This is a genomic window from Methylosinus sp. LW3, assembly GCF_000527115.1.
Classification (GTDB): domain Bacteria; phylum Pseudomonadota; class Alphaproteobacteria; order Rhizobiales; family Beijerinckiaceae; genus Methylosinus.
This window is the reverse complement of the sequence record NZ_AZUO01000001.1, coordinates 1,298,591-1,318,682: the sequence shown is the minus strand read 5'-3', so window position 1 is coordinate 1,318,682 and position 20,092 is coordinate 1,298,591. Positions and strand designations below refer to the sequence as shown.

At 65.0% G+C, this 20,092-nt stretch carries 22 protein-coding genes and 1 pseudogene; 15 read left to right on the top strand and 8 right to left on the bottom strand.

Annotated features, from left to right (window positions below; all coding sequences use genetic code 11):
* The first annotated feature begins 1 nt into the window (after position 1).
* The 4 genes from trbF to METLW3_RS0106575 are packed head-to-tail and all read left to right on the top strand — an operon-like array spanning position 2 to position 3,202.
* Entirely contained in the window at positions 2-685 is a 684-nt protein-coding gene (gene trbF, locus METLW3_RS0106590) for a conjugal transfer protein TrbF (protein ID WP_024879176.1), read from the top strand.
* The gene (trbG, locus tag METLW3_RS0106585) at positions 682-1,752 is read left to right on the top strand and encodes a P-type conjugative transfer protein TrbG (RefSeq protein ID WP_024879175.1); all 1,071 of its coding nucleotides are present in this window, start codon (positions 682-684) and stop codon (positions 1,750-1,752) included. Before trbF ends, trbG begins: the two co-directional genes overlap by 4 nt.
* On the top strand, positions 1,749-2,948 hold the full coding sequence (locus METLW3_RS0106580) for a TrbI/VirB10 family protein (RefSeq protein WP_024879174.1): 1,200 nt from the start codon (positions 1,749-1,751) through the stop codon (positions 2,946-2,948). Before trbG ends, METLW3_RS0106580 begins: the two co-directional genes overlap by 4 nt.
* Positions 2,945-3,202, top strand: a complete 258-nt coding sequence (locus METLW3_RS0106575) for a DUF2274 domain-containing protein (RefSeq protein ID WP_024879173.1) — start codon at positions 2,945-2,947, stop codon at positions 3,200-3,202. The genes METLW3_RS0106580 and METLW3_RS0106575 overlap by 4 nt, the downstream gene beginning before the upstream one ends.
* On the opposite strand, the gene METLW3_RS0106570 is transcribed toward METLW3_RS0106575, so the two are convergent.
* Positions 3,166-4,080 carry a LysR family transcriptional regulator gene (locus METLW3_RS0106570; RefSeq protein WP_024879172.1) on the bottom strand — a complete coding sequence of 305 codons (915 nt, stop codon included), beginning with the start codon at positions 4,078-4,080 and terminating at the stop codon, positions 3,166-3,168. The two genes, METLW3_RS0106575 and METLW3_RS0106570, sit on opposite strands and share 37 nt — an antisense overlap.
* Positions 4,081-4,458: 378 nt before the next feature.
* On the opposite strand from METLW3_RS0106570, the gene METLW3_RS0106565 reads away from it, so the two are divergent.
* Positions 4,459-5,082 (top strand): hypothetical protein, encoded by a 624-nt coding sequence (locus METLW3_RS0106565; protein ID WP_084484791.1) that lies wholly within the window; start codon positions 4,459-4,461, stop codon positions 5,080-5,082.
* A gap of 29 nt (positions 5,083-5,111) precedes the next feature.
* Here METLW3_RS0106565 and METLW3_RS27395 read toward each other — a convergent pair whose 3' ends face one another.
* Both METLW3_RS27395 and METLW3_RS29275 read right to left on the bottom strand, forming a co-directional pair.
* The gene (locus METLW3_RS27395; RefSeq protein ID WP_245267439.1) at positions 5,112-5,456 is read right to left on the bottom strand and encodes a helix-turn-helix transcriptional regulator; all 345 of its coding nucleotides are present in this window, start codon (positions 5,454-5,456) and stop codon (positions 5,112-5,114) included.
* Positions 5,457-5,612: 156 nt separating this feature from the next.
* Complete coding sequence (locus tag METLW3_RS29275; protein WP_274541223.1) at positions 5,613-5,738, bottom strand: hypothetical protein; 126 nt, start codon at positions 5,736-5,738, stop codon at positions 5,613-5,615.
* Between the two features lie 572 nt (positions 5,739-6,310).
* Between METLW3_RS29275 and METLW3_RS0106550 the strand changes: the two genes are divergently transcribed.
* The 4 genes from METLW3_RS0106550 (at position 6,311) to METLW3_RS0106530 (ending at position 10,087) form a co-directional block, all read left to right on the top strand.
* On the top strand, positions 6,311-6,499 hold the full coding sequence (locus METLW3_RS0106550; RefSeq protein WP_051465503.1) for a hypothetical protein: 189 nt from the start codon (positions 6,311-6,313) through the stop codon (positions 6,497-6,499).
* A 479-nt stretch (positions 6,500-6,978) separates the two neighbouring features.
* Entirely contained in the window at positions 6,979-7,806 is an 828-nt protein-coding gene (locus METLW3_RS0106540) for a sulfurtransferase/chromate resistance protein (protein ID WP_024879166.1), read from the top strand.
* Positions 7,803-9,281, top strand: a complete 1,479-nt coding sequence (chrA, locus tag METLW3_RS0106535; RefSeq protein ID WP_024879165.1) for a chromate efflux transporter — start codon at positions 7,803-7,805, stop codon at positions 9,279-9,281. The genes METLW3_RS0106540 and chrA overlap by 4 nt, the downstream gene beginning before the upstream one ends.
* A gap of 98 nt (positions 9,282-9,379) precedes the next feature.
* Positions 9,380-10,087 carry a superoxide dismutase gene (locus METLW3_RS0106530; RefSeq protein ID WP_024879164.1) on the top strand — a complete coding sequence of 236 codons (708 nt, stop codon included), beginning with the start codon at positions 9,380-9,382 and terminating at the stop codon, positions 10,085-10,087.
* 132 nt (positions 10,088-10,219) lie between these two features.
* Here the strand turns inward: METLW3_RS0106530 and METLW3_RS29030 are convergent.
* Positions 10,220-10,454 (bottom strand): annotated as a pseudogene (locus METLW3_RS29030) (IS3 family transposase); the annotation flags it as partial.
* Positions 10,455-10,603: 149 nt separating this feature from the next.
* Entirely contained in the window at positions 10,604-11,377 is a 774-nt protein-coding gene (locus METLW3_RS0106525) for a site-specific integrase (protein WP_245267237.1), read from the bottom strand.
* 394 nt (positions 11,378-11,771) lie between these two features.
* Between METLW3_RS0106525 and dusA the strand changes: the two genes are divergently transcribed.
* The gene (dusA, locus tag METLW3_RS0106520; protein WP_084484790.1) at positions 11,772-12,785 is read left to right on the top strand and encodes a tRNA dihydrouridine(20/20a) synthase DusA; all 1,014 of its coding nucleotides are present in this window, start codon (positions 11,772-11,774) and stop codon (positions 12,783-12,785) included.
* 6 nt (positions 12,786-12,791) lie between these two features.
* Here dusA and cobS read toward each other — a convergent pair whose 3' ends face one another.
* A complete protein-coding gene (cobS, locus tag METLW3_RS0106515; RefSeq protein ID WP_024879161.1) occupies positions 12,792-13,565 on the bottom strand; it encodes an adenosylcobinamide-GDP ribazoletransferase in 774 nt (257 codons plus the stop codon).
* 182 nt (positions 13,566-13,747) lie between these two features.
* Positions 13,748-14,005 carry a hypothetical protein gene (locus tag METLW3_RS0106510; protein ID WP_024879160.1) on the bottom strand — a complete coding sequence of 86 codons (258 nt, stop codon included), beginning with the start codon at positions 14,003-14,005 and terminating at the stop codon, positions 13,748-13,750.
* 169 nt (positions 14,006-14,174) lie between these two features.
* On the opposite strand from METLW3_RS0106510, the gene METLW3_RS0106505 reads away from it, so the two are divergent.
* Positions 14,175-14,873, top strand: coding sequence for a phosphatidylserine decarboxylase (locus METLW3_RS0106505; RefSeq protein ID WP_024879159.1), 699 nt, complete (start codon positions 14,175-14,177; stop codon positions 14,871-14,873).
* A 27-nt stretch (positions 14,874-14,900) separates the two neighbouring features.
* Complete coding sequence (gene pssA, locus METLW3_RS0106500) at positions 14,901-15,740, top strand: CDP-diacylglycerol--serine O-phosphatidyltransferase (protein WP_024879158.1); 840 nt, start codon at positions 14,901-14,903, stop codon at positions 15,738-15,740.
* 5 nt (positions 15,741-15,745) lie between these two features.
* Here the strand turns inward: pssA and METLW3_RS0106495 are convergent, their stop codons facing one another.
* Positions 15,746-16,609 carry a DMT family transporter gene (locus METLW3_RS0106495; protein ID WP_024879157.1) on the bottom strand — a complete coding sequence of 288 codons (864 nt, stop codon included), beginning with the start codon at positions 16,607-16,609 and terminating at the stop codon, positions 15,746-15,748.
* 188 nt (positions 16,610-16,797) lie between these two features.
* Here METLW3_RS0106495 and METLW3_RS0106490 point away from each other — a divergent pair, with 188 nt between their 5' ends.
* From METLW3_RS0106490 to pqqC, 3 genes are all read left to right on the top strand, one after another.
* Entirely contained in the window at positions 16,798-18,174 is a 1,377-nt protein-coding gene (locus tag METLW3_RS0106490) for a PLP-dependent aminotransferase family protein (RefSeq protein ID WP_051465502.1), read from the top strand.
* Positions 18,175-18,396: 222 nt separating this feature from the next.
* Positions 18,397-19,326 carry a pyrroloquinoline quinone biosynthesis protein PqqB gene (gene pqqB / locus METLW3_RS0106485; protein ID WP_024879155.1) on the top strand — a complete coding sequence of 310 codons (930 nt, stop codon included), beginning with the start codon at positions 18,397-18,399 and terminating at the stop codon, positions 19,324-19,326.
* A complete protein-coding gene (gene pqqC, locus METLW3_RS0106480; RefSeq protein WP_024879154.1) occupies positions 19,323-20,084 on the top strand; it encodes a pyrroloquinoline-quinone synthase PqqC in 762 nt (253 codons plus the stop codon). The genes pqqB and pqqC overlap by 4 nt, the downstream gene beginning before the upstream one ends.
* Positions 20,085-20,092 lie beyond the last annotated feature (8 nt).

Below are 20,092 nucleotides of genomic sequence, written 5' to 3'. Positions count from 1 at the left end.
CATGTTCCGACGCGCCTCGGTGCGCTACGGCCGCACGCCCGAACCGGAGACGCCCTATCAGAAAGCCGCGCAAGTCTGGGACGAGCGCATCGGTTCGGCGCGCGTCCAGGCGAAGAACTGGCGGCTGATGGCTTTCGGCTCGCTGCTCTTGTCCTGTGGTCTGGCGGCCGGCCTCGTCTGGCAGTCGACGCATGGGACCGTCGTCCCCTGGGTCGTTCAAATCGACCAGCTCGGCGAGGCGCGCGCAGTCGCGCCGGCGACCGCCGACTACACGCCGTCCGATCCGCAGGTCGCCTGGTATCTCGCCCGCTTCATCAAGGATGTGCGCGCCGCTCCGGCCGATCCTGTCGTCGTCCGGCAGAACTGGCTGCAAGCCTACGACTTCACGACGACGGCGGGCGCCGCCGCGCTCAACGATTACGCCCGCGCCAACGATCCCTTCGCCAAGCTCGGCAAGCAGCAGATCGCCGTCGACGTCTCCAGCGTCATCCGCGCCTCGACCGACTCGTTCCGCGTCGCCTGGATCGAGCGCCGCTATCAGGACGGCGCGCTCGCCGACACCACGCGTTGGACGGCGATCCTCACCATCGTCATCCAGCCGCCGACCGACGCCGATCGCCTCCGCAAAAATCCCCTCGGCGTCTATGTCAACGCCATCAACTGGTCCAAGGAGCTCGGACAATGACTCGGCGGAATTTCCTGAAAGCCGGCGATCCGGCTTCGCACATCGCCGCGAACATGCGGTTCCGGATAGGCGGAAACGCATCTCTCCGTAAAGCCGGCTTGGCTACTCTGCTCATCTCCGCCGCGTCGCTCGCCGGATGCGCGAAATTCATTCCGCCCGACATCGATTACGACGACGCCGCGCCGGCGCGGCTCTCCGCCGATCCGCCGGCGCCGGTGAAAATCGTCACGCTCGCCAAGCCTCTTGCCCTGCCGGGCCAATTGAAGCCGCTGCATGCCGGCAAGGCGCCGCCCGAGCCCGCCGATCCGGCCGTGCGCGTCAATCAGGCCAACGCCGCCGCCCGTGTGCAGCCGGCGCGCGATGGATTCATCAATGCCGTGCAGGTCTATCCCTTCTCGAGCGGCGCGCTCTATCAGGTCTATGCCGCGCCCGGGCAAATCACCGACGTCGCCTTGCAGGAGGGCGAGCAGCTCGTCGGCTCTGGCCCTGTTGCCGCGGGCGACACCGTCCGCTGGATCATCGGCGACACGGAGAGCGGCGCCGGCGCGACCAGAAAAATCCACATCCTCGTCAAGCCGACGCGGCCCGACCTCGTCACAAATCTCGTCGTCAACACCGATCGGCGCACCTATCTGCTCGAGCTGCGATCGACCGAGAAGACCTACATGGCCTCGGTCTCCTGGCAATATCCCGAAGATCAGCTCATCGCCTTGCGCCGGCAAAACGTTACTGCGGAATCCGCGGCGCCGATCGCGACCGGCGTCGACGTCTCCACGCTGAATTTCCGCTACGCGATCCAGGGCGACAGTCCGGCCTGGCGGCCGCTGCGCGCTTTCGACGACGGATCGAAAGTCTATATCGAATTCCCGACCGGCATTCGCCAGGGCGAGACGCCGCCGCTCTTCGTCATCGGTCCGGCCGGCGGATCGGAACTCGTCAATTATCGCGTGAGCCGCAATTACTACGTCGTCGACCGTCTCTTCGCCGCCGCCGAGCTCCGCCTCGGTGATGCGGATAGCGAGCGGCGCGTGCGCATCGTCCGCACCGACGGAAGGCCGCGGTCATGACGCCGGACTCGAATGACGAGCGGTTTGCCGCGTCGCCGCCGATCGCGCCGGACCTTCGCCTCCGCGGCGAACGCCCGCGCGTGACGCGGCTGTCGCGCAAGGTGCTGATCGGCATGGCGAGCGTCGCCGCTCTCGCGATCGCCGGCGCGCTCGGCTACGCGCTGCAACCCCGCGACAGGACCGGCGCGACCCAGGAACTCTACAACACGCAGAATCGTCCCGCCGCCGACGGTCTCGCGAGTCTCCCCAAGGACTATACAGGAATGCCGCGCCCGGCGCCGCCGCTCGGACCGCCTCTGCCGGGCGATCTCGGGCGACCCATTCTGAATGCTGGCGCGGCCAGCAATACGACGATTGTCGGCGCATCGGCGTCCGACCCCGAGGCGCAGCGCCGCGCGCAGGAAGGTGAGGCCGCGCGAGTGAGCCGCCTCTTTGCTCAGACGAGTGAGCGTGAGAGGCCGATCGCTCCGACAACGATCTCCGCTGTCGACGCGGGCGCTACAACTGCGTCGTCAGTCGACGCCGGCTCCGCGCAGAATATGCAGGATCGCAAGACCGCTTTTCTGACCGCTTCGACCGATCGACGAACCGTCAGTCTCGATCGGCTCGCCAAGCCTGCGTCGCCTTACGTCGTTCAGGCCGGAACTGTCATCCCCGCTGCGATCATCACCGGCTTCCGCTCCGATCTGCCGGGACAGATCACCGCCCAGGTGACCGAAGCAGTCTACGACAGTCCCACGGGGAAATTTCTGCTCATCCCCCAGGGCGCGAAGCTGATCGGCCAATACGACAGCTCCGTCGCTTACGGCCAAAGGCGCGTTCTCCTCGCCTGGACACGGCTCATCATGCCCAATGGAACCTCGATCGTGCTGGAACGACAGCCCGGCGCCGACGCCGCCGGCTATGCCGGCCTCGAGGACGAGGTCGACAATCATTGGGACATGCTTCTCAAAGGAGCCGCGCTCTCGACGCTCCTCAGCATCGGAGCGGAAGCCGGAACGACGGGCAGCGAGAACAGCCTCATCCAGGCGATACGTCGAGGCGGCTCCAACAGCGCGAGTCAGACCGGCCAACTGCTCGTTCAACGCCAGCTCAATGTCCAGCCCACTCTCACCATTCGCCCGGGCTTTCCTGTTCGCGTGCTCGTGACGCGGGATCTTCTATTGGCTCCATACAAAGAAGGGACGATGCCGTGACGAAATTGAAGCTCGGTCCGCTCGCCGACGACAAGCCCGTCAAAATCGCCGTCGAGATTCCCGCCTCTCTGCATCGCGATCTCGTCGCCTATGCCGACGCGCTCGGCAGAGCCAATGGGCAGACCATCGCCGATCCGCTCAAGCTGATCATTCCCATGCTCCAGCGCTTCATCGCGACCGACAGAGCCTTCGCGAAGATTCGGACGCGTCCGAAACCTCAACCCGATGTCGCGGAAACCGAAAGGTCGGGATAGCGGGCGCGCAACAGATCGAGAAATGGTTGCAGCATCGGGCTGCTGTTCGTCTCTTTCCAATAGGCCGCGAACTGAAGCCGCATTTGCCCACAGTCGCCATGCAGCTCGCGATGGGCCACTCCGGGGCAGACGAAACCAACGGCGCCTTCGAGCAGCGGCGCGACGCCATAGCCGGCGCCGACGAGGCTCAGCAGCCTGTCGAGGCTGACATCCTGATAGCTGATACGCAAAGTACCCGAGCCGCCGGCCTTCACGCTCAGCAATTGCTCGAGCTCGGAATCGATACCGCTCCGCGTCAGCAATATCCGATTGTCGCAAAGCTCCCGCCATTTGATCGTCGGCCGATTATTGAGCGGGTGATGTCCCGGAACGGCGACGACCACCCGTTCGCCCCAGAGCGGCAGAACGCGGTCGTTCCACCTCCCGCCGGAGGTCAATATGGCGACGTCGATCGCGCCGGCGGCGAGTTCGCCGAGCAATCCCTCCTTCGCGCCGTCGACCAGGAGAACGTCCGCATCCGCGATCTGGCGGCACAACTCCGCGAGCGTCTCCCGCAGATTGCCGGCCGAAAGCGACGAGCAAATCCCTATTCGCAATGGCCTACGTCCGCCGTTGCGGCGCGTCTTGAACGTGAGGAAGAGACGGTCCGCTTCATCGACGATGGGCCGCGCCGCATCCAGAAATTCCCGACCGACCGGTGTGAGCTTCGTTCCGCCGGTCGTGCGCTCGAACAAGTCCACCCCGAGCTCACATTCGAGATCGTGCAATCGACGGCTGAGGGTGGATTGACGCGTGTTCAGCGTCTCCGCCGCTTGCCGAAGGCTTCGATGCCGCGAGGCGACAAGAGCCCATTTCAGATCTCGAAGTTCCGAATTCATTTGAAAAGCCCGGTTTCACAAGCTGATTTCCAGAATCGGATATGCCGACGACAGGATGCCGTCGACCGTTCTAATGCTTCCTACTTCATTGAAAATAAACGGCCTTTTCAAGGCCGCCGAATGGGCGGCTATCGCTTTGCAAGCTATGGGTTTTTCGGCGAACGGACCCGATTCCTCCTCAATCGATGCGCCGTCTCGAACAGCCCGACCGCTCTGCGGCGCAACGCTATGGACGCCTGCGCTTCCAATATGCGTTGCTAAAATGTTCTAGCCGGCTTACCTTCTTCCGGCTGCAATTTCATGAGCAGCGGCCGAACGGGATGCTGAGAACATCCCGCCCGGCCTGACCACAACCCATGCTTAGTAGGAGCCTGGATCATGGCTGATTCTGAAGATAGCACGACTCCGCCCGCCGTTAGCTGGCGCGCAATTTTGCGCGGAACCGGCGCCTTGTCGTCCGGGAAGAGGACGGGAGGGGCGCCGTCCGACCCTGCGCTGCAGCTCTGGCGGAACTGGCAAGCCAATCATACTCAGGTCGTCGCGCTGACGCGCCAGTGGCAGCGCATCGAGAAGAAGCTCATTCACTCGGTCGGCATCCCCGAGGTCACGATCCGCCTTTCCGGTGAGGAGCAGCCGAAAATTGCTCAATCTGTCGACGAGATCGAGGAGCTGGTCGCGAGCGAGCCGGCGATCGAGAGAGAAGCGCTGCTCGCGGCGTTCGACGAGCAGCAAAAGCGATGGGACGAGGCGGCGGCGACGCTCGGCTTCGACGCCGTCGACGCCGAACTCCGAGCCGCTCTCGGCAAGGAGCGCGATTTTGTGGCGTCGGTCCCGAAGACGAAAGCCGCCAGCCTGCCGGGCGTCGCGGCCAAGCTCGCCATCCTCATTCAGCTCGGCGAGCCGAGCCCGACAGATGCCGAATTTCCCTGGCCGGAACTGCGCTCGGCGCTCGCAGATATCGCCCGGCTGGCGTCGCCGGAAGCGGCAGTCTCGCCGATGTGATCCTCGTGCTCGGGTCCATGGCCGCTCGGCTATGGACCCGGCTTCTTTCGGGCAACCCGCCTTTGCGCCGGTCCCTCGCTTTTGCGAGCTGGCTTTCCGCCTTTCTTGGCCTGCGCCTTCGTGCTCGCGCCTTCAGCCGATGCCGCAGATGATTTAGCCTCCGCGCTTTCGCTCGCCGGCCTCAAAAGCTCGAGCGCCGGGATTCCGAGAGCGTCGGCGAGGCGCCCGACGACATCGACCGTCGCCGAATAGACGCAGCGTTCGATCGAGCTGATATAGGTGCGGTCGAGCTCGGCTCGATGGCCGAGCTCCTCCTGCGACAGGCGTTGAGCCCGTCGATATTTCCTCAGATTGCGCGCCAGCGTCTCTCGCATTTCCATGACGAGAACCAGCCAGCTTGAAGAGTATTTATCTACGGAGTATACTCTACAAACGATCGCCGCCGGTTCGAGGAAGGGAAGCGCCGGCGCGGCAGAGGGGGCGAGTCCGTAAACGACCGAGAGTCCGAAAATGCGTGAGAAGCATCTGGGTCACGCCGTCTCTTTGGCGACGATTTTGTTGAGCACGCGCGAGCAGTTCGCTCGCGCGCTGCGTGACGCTGCGATAGCGAGCATCAGAGCGAGATCGAGAGGCGCAGGTTTCGACCAGCCGATCATCTCCCGCTATTTCCTCGAATCGCACGTCGACGACGCTCTCTATCTGATCGGCAGAGATGGGCTCGACGCGCTCGAGAGCAATGTCCGATTCGCGGTCGACGAAATGATACGAGAGGCATTGGAAAACGTGAGAATGCGGCGAACGGACAATTAGTCGATCGCGCTCTCGGTACGCCGGCTACGGCGACGCATTGCGCTTGCACCATCAGGAGCCGACCAGCGGCACGATTGACGTTGATCAATTTCAAAAATTCGTTTTGGGAGCATCTGTCGTGGAAAGACGAATAACTCTCACTGACATAGACCGCCCTGGAGAGGCGCTCGAAGTCGATATCATCGCCGCCGACGAGACGTCTTTGACGCTTGCGGTGCCGAACACATCCGTGCAATTTCGACTGTACCGCCACAGCCGCAACGCTCCCTATCAAGGATCGTTGGGCGGACGGTGCTTTTGCTTCGCTCCCCTCGCTGGCGAGGCCAGAAAAGGCCCGAGTGGCGCGTCCGGCGAAATTCACGTCTCGCGATCCATCCGGCAACGCCAAACCTGAGTGCCGTTGAAGCGCCGCTTACGCATGCGCGCGGCTGAACATGGCCGCTCCAGGGAAGAAGAAGCGCGGGAAATTCTGCGTCGCGCGATCGGCGGCGTCATCGCCCCGACGAATCTCGGCCAGGCTATTCACGCCCGCTTCGCCGCCATCGGCGGCGTGGAGTTGGAGCTTCCCGCGCGCGGCCCGATGCGCGAACCGCCATCGTTCTCATGAGCGACGCCGTCATCCGGTTCGACACAAACGTCGTCTCCGAGCTGATGCGGCTTAAGCCCGTACAGCCGATGTTAGGCTGGTTCGCGGCGCAGGACTCGACCAAGCTGTTTTTAGCGCGGTGGCCGAGGCCGAATTGCGCACGGGCGCGGCAGCCGGGAAGCGCCGCAGCAGTCTGACCGCCGCCATCGACATCATGATCACCGAGGATTTCGCGGGCCGCGCCTGCCCTTCGACAGCGTCCGGCGAAGGGTTACGTTACGCAGCCACCGCCGCGAACCGTAGGCCGCGGGCCTCACATCGGGAGCCAATTGCCAGATCGCCCCATCGCCCGTGTCCGAGGAGCCGCGGCGGCGACCCGGATTCCGGACGGTATTGACAGACTTCGGCAGGTTTGGTGTAACGTCCGCTCATGGGGAAGCGATCTCCCCACGAGGCGACATGCCCAAGAATCGCGTCCGGTTCTCCACCAAGGGCGCATCATGTCGTCGATCAACTCCATCTCTCCCGACAAGCTCGCGCGTCTCATCGGCGTCCGCCATTGTCCGGCGCTCGTCGATGTGCGGACGACGGAAGAATTCAAGGCGGACCCGCGTTTCGTCGCGGGCGCCCTGCGCCGCGATCAGGCTTCTGTTTCCGAGTGGGCGTCCGAGTTCGCCGGTCGCGCAGCCATCGTCGTCGACCAGATCGGCGGCGCATCCGGCGAAGGCGTTGCGGCATGGCTGCGGCAAGCGGGCGCATCGTCGGCGGACGTTCTGAGCGGCGGCTACGTCGCATGGGTTGAGGCCGGCGGCCCGCTCATCCCGGAAGCGAAGCTTCCTCCGCGCGACCGTCTGGGTCGCACGATATGGGTCACACGGACGCGGCCGAAGGTCGATCGCATCGCCTGTCCGTGGCTGATCCGCCGCTTCGTCGATCCGAAAGCGGTGTTTCTCTTTGTCGCGCCCGCCGAAGTCTCCTCGGTCGCCGAACGCTTCGGCGGCGCGGCGTTCGACATCGACGGCGCCTTCTGGAGCCACCGGGGCGAACGCTGCACATTCGACACCATGCTCGATGAATGGGGACTGACGATAGAGCCCTTGCGAGGGCTTGCCGTCATCGTGCGCGGAGCCGACACGGCCCGCACCGATCTCGCGCCGGAAGCGGCCGGCCTGCTCGCGGCGTCGCTCGGTTTGTCCCGAATGTATGCGGATGATCTCGAACTGCTCGAAGCGGGAATGACGCTCTATGACGCCTTTTATCGTTGGCGCCGCGACGCTGCCGACGAACCTCACAACTGGCCTCCGACCAAGTCGGGAAAGACGCCATGAGCGCGCTGACGGGAAGTCGTGCGCGCGCTCACGGCGTCTCTTTGCGCGAGGCGTTCGACGTATGGGCGCGGATCGCCGTCTTGAGTTTCGGCGGTCCAGCGGGGCAGATCGCTCTCATGCACAAGGTTCTCGTGGAGGAGAAGCGCTGGCTCTCCGAGAGTCGATTTTTACATGCGCTCAACTACTGCATGCTGCTCCCCGGTCCAGAAGCGCAGCAGCTCGCGACCTATGTCGGCTGGCTGATGCACGGAACGCTCGGCGGCGTCATGGCCGGCGGCCTTTTCGTGCTCCCTGGCGCGGCCGCTATCATGGGGCTGAGCGTCGTCTATGTGCTGTTCGGTAAGATCGGTGTCGTGGCGGCGGCGTTGTTCGGTCTCAAGGCCGCCGTTCTCGCCATTGTCGTCGAGGCGGTGATCCGCATCGGGAAGCGCGCGCTCGCGAGCCGGGCTCTGCAAGCGATCGCCGCGGCCGCTTTCGCATCGATTTTCTTTTTCGACGTGGCGTTCCCGCTCATCATTCTCGGCGCAGGCCTCGTCGGCTATTTCGGCGGAAGGAGGGGATGGCCGCAATTCTCCGGCCGCGCTCACGCGAGCGGCACGAAAACCGACGACAGCCTGCTCGGCGACCTTCTCCCTCTCCATACGACTGCTTCCGCTCGAAAGACGTTGCAATGCGTGACTGTCTGCTTGTTCCTCTGGCTCGCGCCCGTGACGATCCTGGCGCTGACGCTCGGGCCGGCGAACGTCTTCAGTCAGATCGCCGTGTTCTTCAGCAAGATGGCGATGGTGACTTTCGGCGGAGCCTATGCGGTTCTCGCCTATGTCGCTCAGCAAGCCGTCGATGAATTTCATTGGCTGCATTCACACGAGATGCTCGACGGACTCGGACTGGCCGAAACGACGCCCGGCCCGCTGGTCATCGTTCTGCAATTCGTCGGATTCCTCGCGGCGTATCGGGAGCCGGGCGTCCTCTCGCCGATCTTCGCCGGCGCTCTCGGAGGCCTGTTGACGACATGGGTGACCTTCACCCCGTGTTTTCTCTGGATTTTTCTGGGCGCGCCCTACGTCGAACAGTTGCGTGACAATCGCGCACTTGCCGGGGCGCTCACGGCCATCACCGCGTCGGTCGTCGGCGTCATCCTCAATTTGGCCATCTGGTTCTCCATCCATGTCCTGTTCCACGAGACGGCGCCCGTGCGGGGGCTCGGCTTCTCCTTCGAGATTCCCTTGCTCGCGAGCGTCGATCCTCTGGCGTTGCTTTTGACGATCGGCGCGGCGTTCGCCTTGTTTCGTTTCGGTCTCGGCGCGCCGCGCACCCTCGCGCTATGCACGGCGGCCGGGGTATTGCTGTTTATCTTCGGCGCGGCGCCGGCTCAGGCTCTGGCCCGGCGTGAAAGGCAGGCGATGCGGGTCGGCGTCGACTATTCGCTCGCGCCGATGTCCTTCGCGGCGCTCTGGCACGCATCGCACGCGTAGGTCTTCATCCAATGGCTTCGACCGCGATGTGGATGAAGGCGCGCTGCCCTGAACGAGGCGCGGCGAACACTGACCGAACATTCTCGAGGAGGCAGACGATGACCCATCAACTCGACCGTAGAATTTTCCTCGGCGCCGCCGTGACGGCGAGCGCGGCGCTCGCGACGAATCGCACGCGAGCGGAAGACGCCGCCGCGTCCACGCGAAAGCCCTTCGTTCACTCCATAAAGCCGCTGCCCTTCGATCCGAAAAGCGTGAAGGGATTCTCGGAGAAGATTCTCGTCTCTCATTACGAGAACAATTACGGCGGCGCGGTCAAACGACTGAACGCCATCGCCGAGCAGCTCGCGGGGCTCGACTTCGACAAGGCGCCGGGGTTCCAGATCAACGGGCTGAAGCGCGAAGAGCTGATCGCGACCAATTCCATGATCCTGCACGAAATCTATTTCGCGGGCCTCGGCGAAGCCGGCAAGCCGGGCGCCGCGCTCGCCGAGGCAATCGAGCGCGACTTCGGCTCCTTCGATCGCTGGCGCTCGGAATTCACCGCCATGGGCAAGGCGCTCGGCGGCGGATCCGGGTGGGTCATCCTCGCCTATGACAAGCACGGGCAGAGGCTCGTCAATTCATGGGCGAGTGATCACACCCAGAGCATCGCCGGAGGCGATCCGATCCTGGTTCTCGACATGTTCGAGCACGCCTACCAAATGGACTTCGGAGCCAAAGCCGCCGACTATGTGAAGGTCGTCATGGCCGCGATCAATTGGTCCAACGCCGATCGCCTGTATGAGAAATATCGCAAGTCCTGACGAACGGGCGCAGCTCTTAGCGGCGCACCTCTGCAGCGTGCTCCGGCACGCCTTTCGGCCTGTAGGGTCGTGGGCGAGCCTGAGGATCACGTTGAAACACCCCGGGAATCGCTGGAGGCCAATTTGTTTGAGTCAGACCGGTATGGCGGGCTCCTCGAGTTGCGCGTGATAGCGCGCTTCGGCGTCGGCGGGATGTTTCCGATCGGCTCTAGCAGTCTATGCTAGTCGAACCGATCAACCCATTCGAGCCTGGCGAACTCCATGGCCTCGGAGCTTCGCCAGGGCTCGCATCGCAGAGTCCGTTGATCGTCTCGGCGAGCGCGTTGTTGTAGCCGTCGCCGGCGCTGCCGGCCGAGGTCTCGACGCCGTGGCCTCGGGAGGTGGAAACGGCTCGACCTACCCGCAGTTCAAGATGGCCTTGCCGAGCTTCTCGACTCATCGTCCGGAGCCGATTGAAACAGACATTTTTTCGAGCCGCGATATGCCTTCGTTTCTAACGCCCTTGGCGCAAAGAGTTCAAGCTGCCACCCCATTCTTCCGAGCATGCAACTGTTCCGGCTTGAGGTGTGTATATCGACGAAGCATCTTCCAGTCTCGATGCCCGGTGACGAGCGCCACTTGCTCGATCGAGAAGCCCGCCTCGAAAAGCCGGCTCGCGCCTTCATGCCGTAAATCATGAAAATGTAGGTCGGAAATCTTGAGGGCGCGACATGTCCGACGAAACGCGGTCCCCACCGATCGACTATTGTATGGAAAAATTCGACCCTTGCTGCTTTTCGAGGCTCCCTTCTGCTCGTTAACGAGCGCGCATGCGTCATAGCCACTCACGTCGAGAAGAGGAATCTTCTGATTGTTTCCCGACTTCCGACGCGGGTCTTTCCGATCTCTGACGATCAGCATCTTATGGTCGGGATCGAAGTCATCCCAAGCGACGCGGCAAATTTCATCGAGCCGCATCGCAGTCGCGATCGCGAAGCGTACAATCCGTCCCAACGGAATTGTCAGCTGCGGAGTCAAATCGGATCGCGCGATGATGCGATCAATCTCGTCCTGCGTCGGCCGACGATCACGCTCGTTTCCCTTCCCGACCAATCCCAAACGGTTCAGCGCAATGCGTGCGAGGTCGGTCGGCTCCGTTGAAAGCTGAATGCCGTGAACCGCCGCCGCATGCGACAAAATCGTCTTGATGTAGCCGAGGTCGATGCCGAGCGTGACGGGACCGGCTCCTTCCTTCGCTCTATCTCGACCGAATTGAATGAGCCGCTCTCGATCGAGCTCCGAAATCTTCAATCGCCCGAGGCGACGCTCGAGAGATTTGAGGCTCGCGGCTTTCGACCGGCCGATCCGCTTTCCGACCTCCGTGAGATCGTCTCTATGGAGCCGGACGAGATCGCCGAATGTTCGAGCTCCCTTTCGCGCACGCTTCGACGGCGACTCGCCGCGGTCGATCCGGCGCTCTATGTCGAGCGCCCACTCCTCGGCGTCGCGCCGGCGGAGAAACGTCTCGTTGACGTATTTCCCCTTGCGTCGAACTTGAGCGCGCCAGGAGCCGGATTTGAGCCTCGTGAAGGTCGCCATTTCGTGTGCGCTCTGTGTGCACTGAGAAGTCGAAAAGGAGCGAAAAGTGTCGTATCGAGGCGTACCGGAGAGTGCACACGACCCGACCTATGGCCTTGAGACTAAAATGAAATCGCTTACAAATCAAGATATTAGATTCTCTACCGCGCCGATGATGGACTGGACGGACCGTCACTGCCGGTTCTTCCTTCGGCTGATGTCGCGCCGCGCGCGGCTCTTTACGGAGATGCTCACCACCGGCGCTGTGATCTTCGGCGATCGCGATCGGCTGCTCGGCTTCGACGCGGCCGAGCGCCCGCTCGCGCTGCAGCTCGGCGGGTCCGATCCGGGCGAGCTGGCCAAGGCTGCGCGCATCGCCGAGCCCTATGGTTTCGACGAGATCAATCTCAATGTCGGCTGCCCATCGGATCGCGTGCAGAACGGCGCTTTCGGCGCCTGCCTCATGCTGCGGCCCGATCTCGTCGCCGATTGCGTGAAGGCGATGAAGGACGCGGTCGCGCTTCCCGTCACCGTCAAATGCCGCATCGGCGTCGATGATCAGGAGCCGAAACCCGCGCTGTTCGGCCTCGCCGAGCGCGCCGTCGCCGCCGGCTGCGACGCGCTCGTCGTCCACGCCCGCAAGGCTTGGCTCTCGGGCCTCTCGCCCAAGGAGAATCGCGACGTTCCGCCGCTCGACTACGGCCTCGTCTATGAGCTGAAGCGCGCCTATCCGAACCTGCCGATCGCGATCAACGGCGGCATTGCGACGCTCGAGGATATGCGTTTGCATCTCGCCCATGTCGATGGCGTGATGATCGGCCGCGCGGCCTATCACGAGCCGGAGCTTCTGCTTCGCGTCGATCCAGAGCTATTCGGCGAGGCGGCTCCGCTCGCGGACGGCTTCGCCGCGGTGGAAGCCTTCATTCCCTATATCGAGGCGCAGCTGCAGTGTGGCGAGCGTCTCTCCAACATGACGCGGCATATGCTCGGCCTCTTCGCCGGCAGGCCCGGCGCACGCGCCTTTCGCCGACGCCTCGCGGGCGAGGCGGTGAGGCCCGGCGCCGGCGTCGAGACGCTGCGCGCCGCCGTCGATGAAGTGCGGCGCGCGACGGCGCGCATGGCGGAGGCGGCGAGCGCCTGACGCCTCTCAGCCGCCGCTCGCGAACACGAGCAGCGCCGCGATCTCCGCCGCCTGCTGCGCGCCGCCGAGCACATCGCCCGTGAGGCCGCCGATCTGCCGCTCGGCGAGCTTGGCCGTCGCATAGGCCGCGGCGATGGACAGCGCGCCGGCGAGCACAGCCGCGACCGGCGAGACTCCGAGCGCGATCGGCAGAATGGAGAAGGCGCTCGCCAGCAGCGCCGCCGTCTGCAGCGCTTCCTTGAACGGCCGCATGGCGGCGTGTCCGGCCCCGTCCGCACGCGCGGGCGCGAGGATCATGATCGGCAGCAGCCCGGCGGTGCGCGAGAGCGACGCTGCGAAAATGAGAACGGCGGCCGCCTCGAAGACCCCGCGCTGCGCGATCGTCGTCAGCGCGCCGAGGCGCAGCGCCAGCGAGAGCATCAGCGCGAGGGCGCCGTAGGAGCCCAGCCGGCTGTCGCGCATGATCTCGAGCTTCTCCTCCCGCGTCACGCCGCCGCCGCAACCATCGGCGAGATCGGCGAGGCCGTCCTCATGCAATGCGCCGGTGACGACGACCAGCGCCGCCAGCGCCAGCGTGGCGGCGAGGAACGGCGGCAGGCCGAGCGCATGGGCGGCGAGCAGCGTCCAGGCCGGCGCGAGGGCGATCAGCGCGCCGGCGAGCGGCAGCGCCCGCACCGCGGTGCGAAAGTCCGGCATCTCATGCCCCCGCGGCGCAGGAACCGGCAGGCGGGAGTAGAAGCGCAGGCAGGCGAGGAAATCGTCGATGAAGGGGCGGAACATGCGCCCCCTCATGAAGCCAAAGAGGCGATTTGTCGAGAAGGGGCGATTTCGGCCGTCGCCACGGCGCGGCCTCCGATTTCCGCCCATGCCACGCGTCGCCGCGCGGCCGGCGCGGCGCAGACAGACGCCCCATTATTTCGGCGAGAAGAAGGGACCGGCGCGCTCCGCCGGTCCCGCGAACGTCAGTTCAGCGTCTTGCCGCCGGCGGCCTTGCAGGCCTCCTCGGACTCGACGAAGGCCCAGCCCTTGCCTTTGCAAGCGTTCATGCCCTTGCAGGCGTTCTTGGGGCTGTGGCAGTCGCTCTTGCCTTTGCAGCTGTTGGCGCCGATGCATTGCACCTTGCCGGGAGTCGCCGCGATGGCGGTCGTCACGGCGCCGGCGAGCGCGAGAGAGACGGCCGCTATGGCCAGGGCCGTTCCGTTGCGAATATTGTCTTTCATGTTTCCTCCCCGAGGGGTGTCGGCCTCTTTGGGCTTCGACCGCGCCTATCTGTCGTGAATCCGCGGCAGGGGCAAGGGCGCAGACGGCTCGCCCGCGTGACTTTCGCGCCGCAAAATGGCAGAACTCGCCCCGCCTGCGGCGACGGGCCGCATTCGGAGCCTCTCATCCATGTCGATCCTCGAATCGGTCCGCAAATCGCTCGTCCCGATCCATCCTGAAGGCTATATCTTCATCGCCGCCTTCGCCATCGCCGCCCTGCTGCTACATTGGATTTCCTCGACGCTCGGCTGGGTCGGCTTCATCGCCACCGCCTGGTGCGTCTATTTCTTCCGCGATCCGCAGCGCCTCACGCCTTTGCGCGAGGGACTCGTGGTGTCGCCGGCGGATGGCGTCGTCTGCTCCATCGGCTTCTTCCTGCCGCCGGCCGAGCTCGGCCTGGGCGCGGAGCCGATGCAGCGCGTCTCCATCTTCATGAGCGTTTTCGACGTGCATGTGAATCGCGCGCCCATCACCGGCCGCATCAGCAAGGTCGCCTATAAGCCCGGCATCTTCCTCAACGCCGATCTCGACAAGGCGAGCGAGGACAATGAGCGCAATGGCATCGTCATCGACGCGCCCTCGGGCCGCTATGGCGTGGTGCAGATCGCCGGCCTCGTGGCCCGGCGCATCGTCTGCTTCGTGCAGGGTGGCGAGCCGATCGGCGTCGGCGACCGTTTCGGCCTCATCCGTTTCGGCTCGCGCGTCGACGTCTATATGCCGACCGGGGCCAAGCCTCGCATCGCCGTGGGCTCGCGCGCCATCGCCGGCGAGACCATTCTGGCGGATGTGAACTCCACCGCCGCCCCTCTGAGCTTCAAGGCCGGCTGAGCCGTCGCCGCGACAAAGGCCTCCCCAATGACCGAACCTTCGTCCTTCGACGCCGGCCCCGAGGGCCGCGACGCGCAATTGTCGCCCTCGGAACGGCGCCGCCTGCGCTTTCGCGCCATTCCGATCCGCGTGGTGCTGCCCAATCTGGTCACGCTGCTGGCGCTCGCCATGGGCCTCACCGCGATCCGCTACGCCACGGAAGGCAAGTTCGACACGGCCGTCACCGCCGTCATCGCCGCCGCCGTGCTGGACGGCCTCGACGGGCGCATCGCGCGCGCGCTCAAGGGCACGTCGCGCTTTGGCGCGGAGCTCGACTCGCTCGCCGATTTCGTCGATTTCGGCGTCGCGCCGGCGCTTCTGCTCTATCTCTGGTCACTGCACGAGATCAAAGGGCTCGGCTGGTTCGCCGCGCTCGTCTTCGCCATCGCCTGCGCGCTGCGCCTCGCCCGCTTCAACGTCACCGTGGACGATCCCGGACGCCCGGCTTGGCATTCGGACTTCTTCGTCGGCATGCCGGCGCCGGCTGGCGCGGTCGCGGTTCTGCTGCCGCTCTATCTCAACCTCTCGGTCGTCGACCTGCCCGGCTCCAAGGCGCTGGTGCCGCTGTTCATCGTCTATGTGCTGGGAATCGCCTTTCTGATGGCGAGCCGCATTCCGCATTTCTCCGGCAAGCGCATCGGCCGCATTCCGCGTGAATATGTCATTCTCGTGCTGTTCTGCGTCGGCGTGACGGCGCTGCTGCTCGCCATCTATCCGATGGAGACCTTGGTGCTGGCGAGCCTCGCCTATCTCGTCGCCATCCCCTTCGGCGTGAAGCGCTATAAGGAGCTGGAGCGGCAGGAGGCGGAGAAGACGCGCGGCGCCTGAGCGGGCTATTTCGCGAAGGCCTTCGCGCCCGCCACTGCGGCGATAACGCCGACAGTGACGAAAACGAGCGGGAGCTCCACGGTCTCGCCGAGAAACAGAGCGGCGAGACCGAGGCCGAGCAAAGGCTGGAGCAGTTGCAACTGCCCTACGGCGGCGATGCCGCCCAGCGCCAGCCCGCGATACCAGAAGACGAAGCCGATCAACATGCTGAACAGCGCCACATAGGCGAGCGCGACCCAGGCGCGCGGCGGCGTGGCGAGCAGCCCCTCCGGCGCGCTGACGGCGGTCCAGACGAGCATCGCCGGCAGCGAGAGCGCCAGCGCCCAGCAAATCACCCGCCAGCCGCCGAGCCGGCGTGACAGCAGCCCTCCTTCGGCATAGCCGAAGCCCGCGACGAAGATCGCGCCGAGCATCAGAAGATCGCCCGAGGAAATCGCGCCGTCGCTCCGCATCCAGGCGAAGCCGGCGACGAGCGCGCCGCCGGCGAGCGCACAGAGCCAAAAGCCCGGCCGCGGCCGCTCGCCGCCGCGCAGCACGCCGAAAGCCGCCGTCGCCAAGGGCAGCAGCCCGACGAAGACCAGCGAATGCGCCGAGGTCATGCGCGTCAGCGCCAGCGCACTGAGCAGCGGAAAGCCGACCACCACGCCCAAAGCCACGCCGACGAGCGAGAGAAGCTCGCTACGGCTCGGCCTGCTCTCGCGGAAAAGCGTCAACAGGCAGAGCGCGATCAGCCCGGCGATGGAGGCGCGCGCGCCGGTCAGAAACAAGGGATCGAAGCCCCCGACGGCGACGCGCGTCGCCGGCAGCGATCCGCTGAAGATCAAGACCCCGATCGCGCCGTTCAGCCAGCCTTCCGTCGTCCTATCCATATCGAAACATCCTTTCCTCATCGGCGAAGGATCGGACGGAGCCTCTTGCTCGGCCAGAGACAGACGGATACAATTTTCATAAACTGTTTCGACAATATCCGTGAACTGTGCTGCCTTTGGAGGCAATACGCTTGACCGAAACATCCTCGGCGCCGAAACGGATCGAACCCAGACGGATCGAGCTGGTGATGACGACGATCCGCGAGCGGATCGCGGCGCGCCAGCTGACGCCCGGCGCGCGCCTCCCCTCGGTGCGGCAGGCGGCGCGGTCGATGGGCGTTTCCGTCTCCACAGTGGTCGAGGCCTATGAGCGGCTCGCCGCCGAGGGCGTCATAAGGTCCCGCCCCGGCTCCGGCTTCTATGTCTCAGCGCCACTCGCGCCGCTGGCGCTGGGCAAGATCGGCCCGCGCCTCGATCGCGAGGTCGATCCGCTCTGGATGTCGCGTCAATCGCTGGAGGCCGGCGAGGGAATGCTCCGCCCCGGCTGCGGCTGGCTGCCGGCCGAATGGATGCCCGAGGCGGCGCTGCGCCGGGCGCTGAAAGCCGTGGCGCGGGGGAGCGCCGCCTCCCTCGCCGATTATTCCGAACCGCTCGGCCTCGCTCCGCTGCGCGGCTTTATCGCCCGCCGCCTCGGCGAGCGGGACATAGCCGCCGCGCCCGATCAGATTCTGCTGACCGGCTCGGGGACACAGGCGATCGACCTCGTCTGCCGTTTTCTGATCGAGCCCGGCGACACGGTGCTGATCGACGATCCCTGCTATTTCAACTTCCGCGCTCTGCTGCAGGCGCATCGCGCCGACATCGTCGGCGTGCCGATGACGCCGAACGGCCCCGATCTCGAGATTTTCGCGCAAAGCCTCGCGCAAAAGCGGCCGCGCCTCTATCTCACCAATGCCGCCGTCCACAATCCGACCGGCGCCGCCATCTCCTCGACGACGGCGCATCGGCTGATGGCGCTCGCCGAGCCCGCCGGCCTCATCATCGTCGAGGACGATATTTTCGCCGATTTCGAAACCGCGCCGACGCCTCGCCTCGCCGCTTTCGACGGACTTCGCAACGTCATTCAGATCGGCAGCTTCTCCAAGACTCTCTCCGCCGCGGCGCGTTGCGGCTATATCGCCGCCCGCCCCGATTGGATCGAGCAGATCGCCGATATCGGCCTCGCCACGCAATTCGGCAGCCCGCGCCTCTCGGCCGAGATCGCGCTGACGCTGCTGAAGGACGGCGGCTATCGCCGCCATCTCGAGGCGCTGCGCGCGCGGCTCACCGGGGCCATGACGGCGACGATCCGCCGTCTCGAAGCGCTCGGGATCACGCCCTTCGTCGAGCCCAAGGCCGGCATGTTCGTCTGGGCGCGCCTGCCGGGCGAGGCCGACGCCTCGCAGATCGCGCGGCTATGCCTCGCGGAGGGAATCGTGCTCGCGCCCGGCAACGCCTTCAGCCTCGGCCAGACGGCCCGCGACTATCTGCGCTTCAACGTCTCGCAATCGGACGATCCGCGCATCTACGACTCCCTGGCGCGCGCGCTGCGGGCGAGCGCGCCGCCGATGCGGGCCGCTGGCTAGAGCAGGGCGTGCGACCATCTGGCGCTTGCCGTCCCGCCGCCGCCTGGACATAGTGGCGCGCGGCCGAAAAAGCCGCCTTCCGACGCGCGAGCGTCGGGAAAAATAAACAAAGATCGGGAGGGGAGCGAAACAGCGCTTCGAAGAGAGGCGGTTTCGCTCTAGAACGTCGGCTCGAGAGGAGAGACTGCGCCTTTAAAAAACGGCGCCGTCGCGGTTCGCGTCATGTTCATCAAAATACTCGGATCGGGCGCCGGCGGCGGCTTCCCGCAATGGAACTGCAATTGCGCCAATTGCCGAGCCGTGCGCGAGGGCAAGCCCGGCTTCTCGGCGCGCACGCAATCCTCGCTCGCGGTCAGCGCCAATGGCGTCGATTTCGTGCTGCTCAACGCCTCCCCTGATTTGCGCCAGCAGATCGCGCATGCGCCGCAACTCTCGCCCGGCCCGCATGATGGCCTGCGCGCGAGCCCGATCAAATCCGTCGTGCTGACCAATGGCGACGTGGACCACGTCGCCGGCCTGCTCAATCTGCGCGAGGCGCAGGCATTCTCCATCTATTCCTCAGAGCGCATTTTGAATGTGCTCGCCGGCAATCGCATCTTCGACATTCTGGTCCCCGAATTGGTGACGCGCGTCGAATTTCCCTTCGACGAGGCGATCCCCCTGCATGGCGCCGGCGTCGATCTCGGCCTCGCGGTGAAGGCGTTTCCCGTGCATGGCAAGATCGCGCTCTGGCTCGAGGACAAGAGCGTCGCGGGTTTCGGCACGCAAGTGGGCGACACGCTCGGCGTCGAGATCATCGAGACGGCGACGGGCAAGAGCTGCTTCTATATTCCCGGCTGCGCGAACATCGACGAGCCGCTGAAGGAGCGCCTGCGCGGCGCGAGCCTCGTCTTCTTCGATGGAACTTTATTCCATGAGAACGAGATGATCGAGCAAGGATTGCTCGGCAAGACCGGCTCGCGCATGGGCCATGTCAATATGAGCGGCGAGGACGGCTCGATGAAAGCCTTCGAGGATCTGTCCGTCGCGCGCAAGATCTATGTGCACATCAACAACTCCAATCCGACTCTCGACGCATCGTCGAAGGAACGCGCGATCGTGAATGCGGCCGGATGGGAGATCGGCGCGGACGGCATGGAGGTGACGCTATGAACGACTTCTCGACGGCCGAGTGGCATGACGCGCCGCCCTTGTCGAAGGAGGCCTTCGAGGCCGCGATCCGCGCCGTGGGCGAGGAGCGCTATCACGACAAGCATCCGTTCCACAAAATGCTGCATGGCGGAAAGCTGAACAAAGGCCAGGTGCAGGCCTGGGCGCTCAACCGCTATTGCTATCAGGAGGCGGTGCCGCGCAAGGACGCCGCCTTCATGAGCCGCGTCCACGACCGCGAATTGCGGCGCGAATGGATTCACCGCATCCATGATCACGACGGATTGGGCGAGGAAGGCGGCGGCATAGAGCGCTGGCTCGTGCTGACCGACGGACTCGGCCTCTCGCGCGACTACGTCACCTCGCGCAAGGGCGCGCTGCCGGCGACGAAATTCGCTGTGGAAGCCTATGTGCGCTTCGTCGTCGAGCAGCCGCTCGTCATAGCGGTGGCGTCATCGCTGACGGAGCTGTTCGCGCCGGCGATCCATCGCGAGCGCATCGCCGGAATGCTCGAGAATTACGATTTCGTCGACGATTCCGTGATGGCCTATTTCAAGCGCCGCCTCGCCCAGGCGCCGCGCGACAGCGATTTCGCTCTGTCGTATATTCTCCAGCACGCCTATACGCGGGCGGAGCAGGAAGCCTGCGTCGGCGCCGTGCGCTTCAAATGCGACGTGCTCTGGGCGCAGCTCGACGCGCTGCATCAGGCCTATGTGACCGGCCTCATCCCGCCCGGCGCGTTTACGCCGGGAGAGAAGTGAAGGACGAG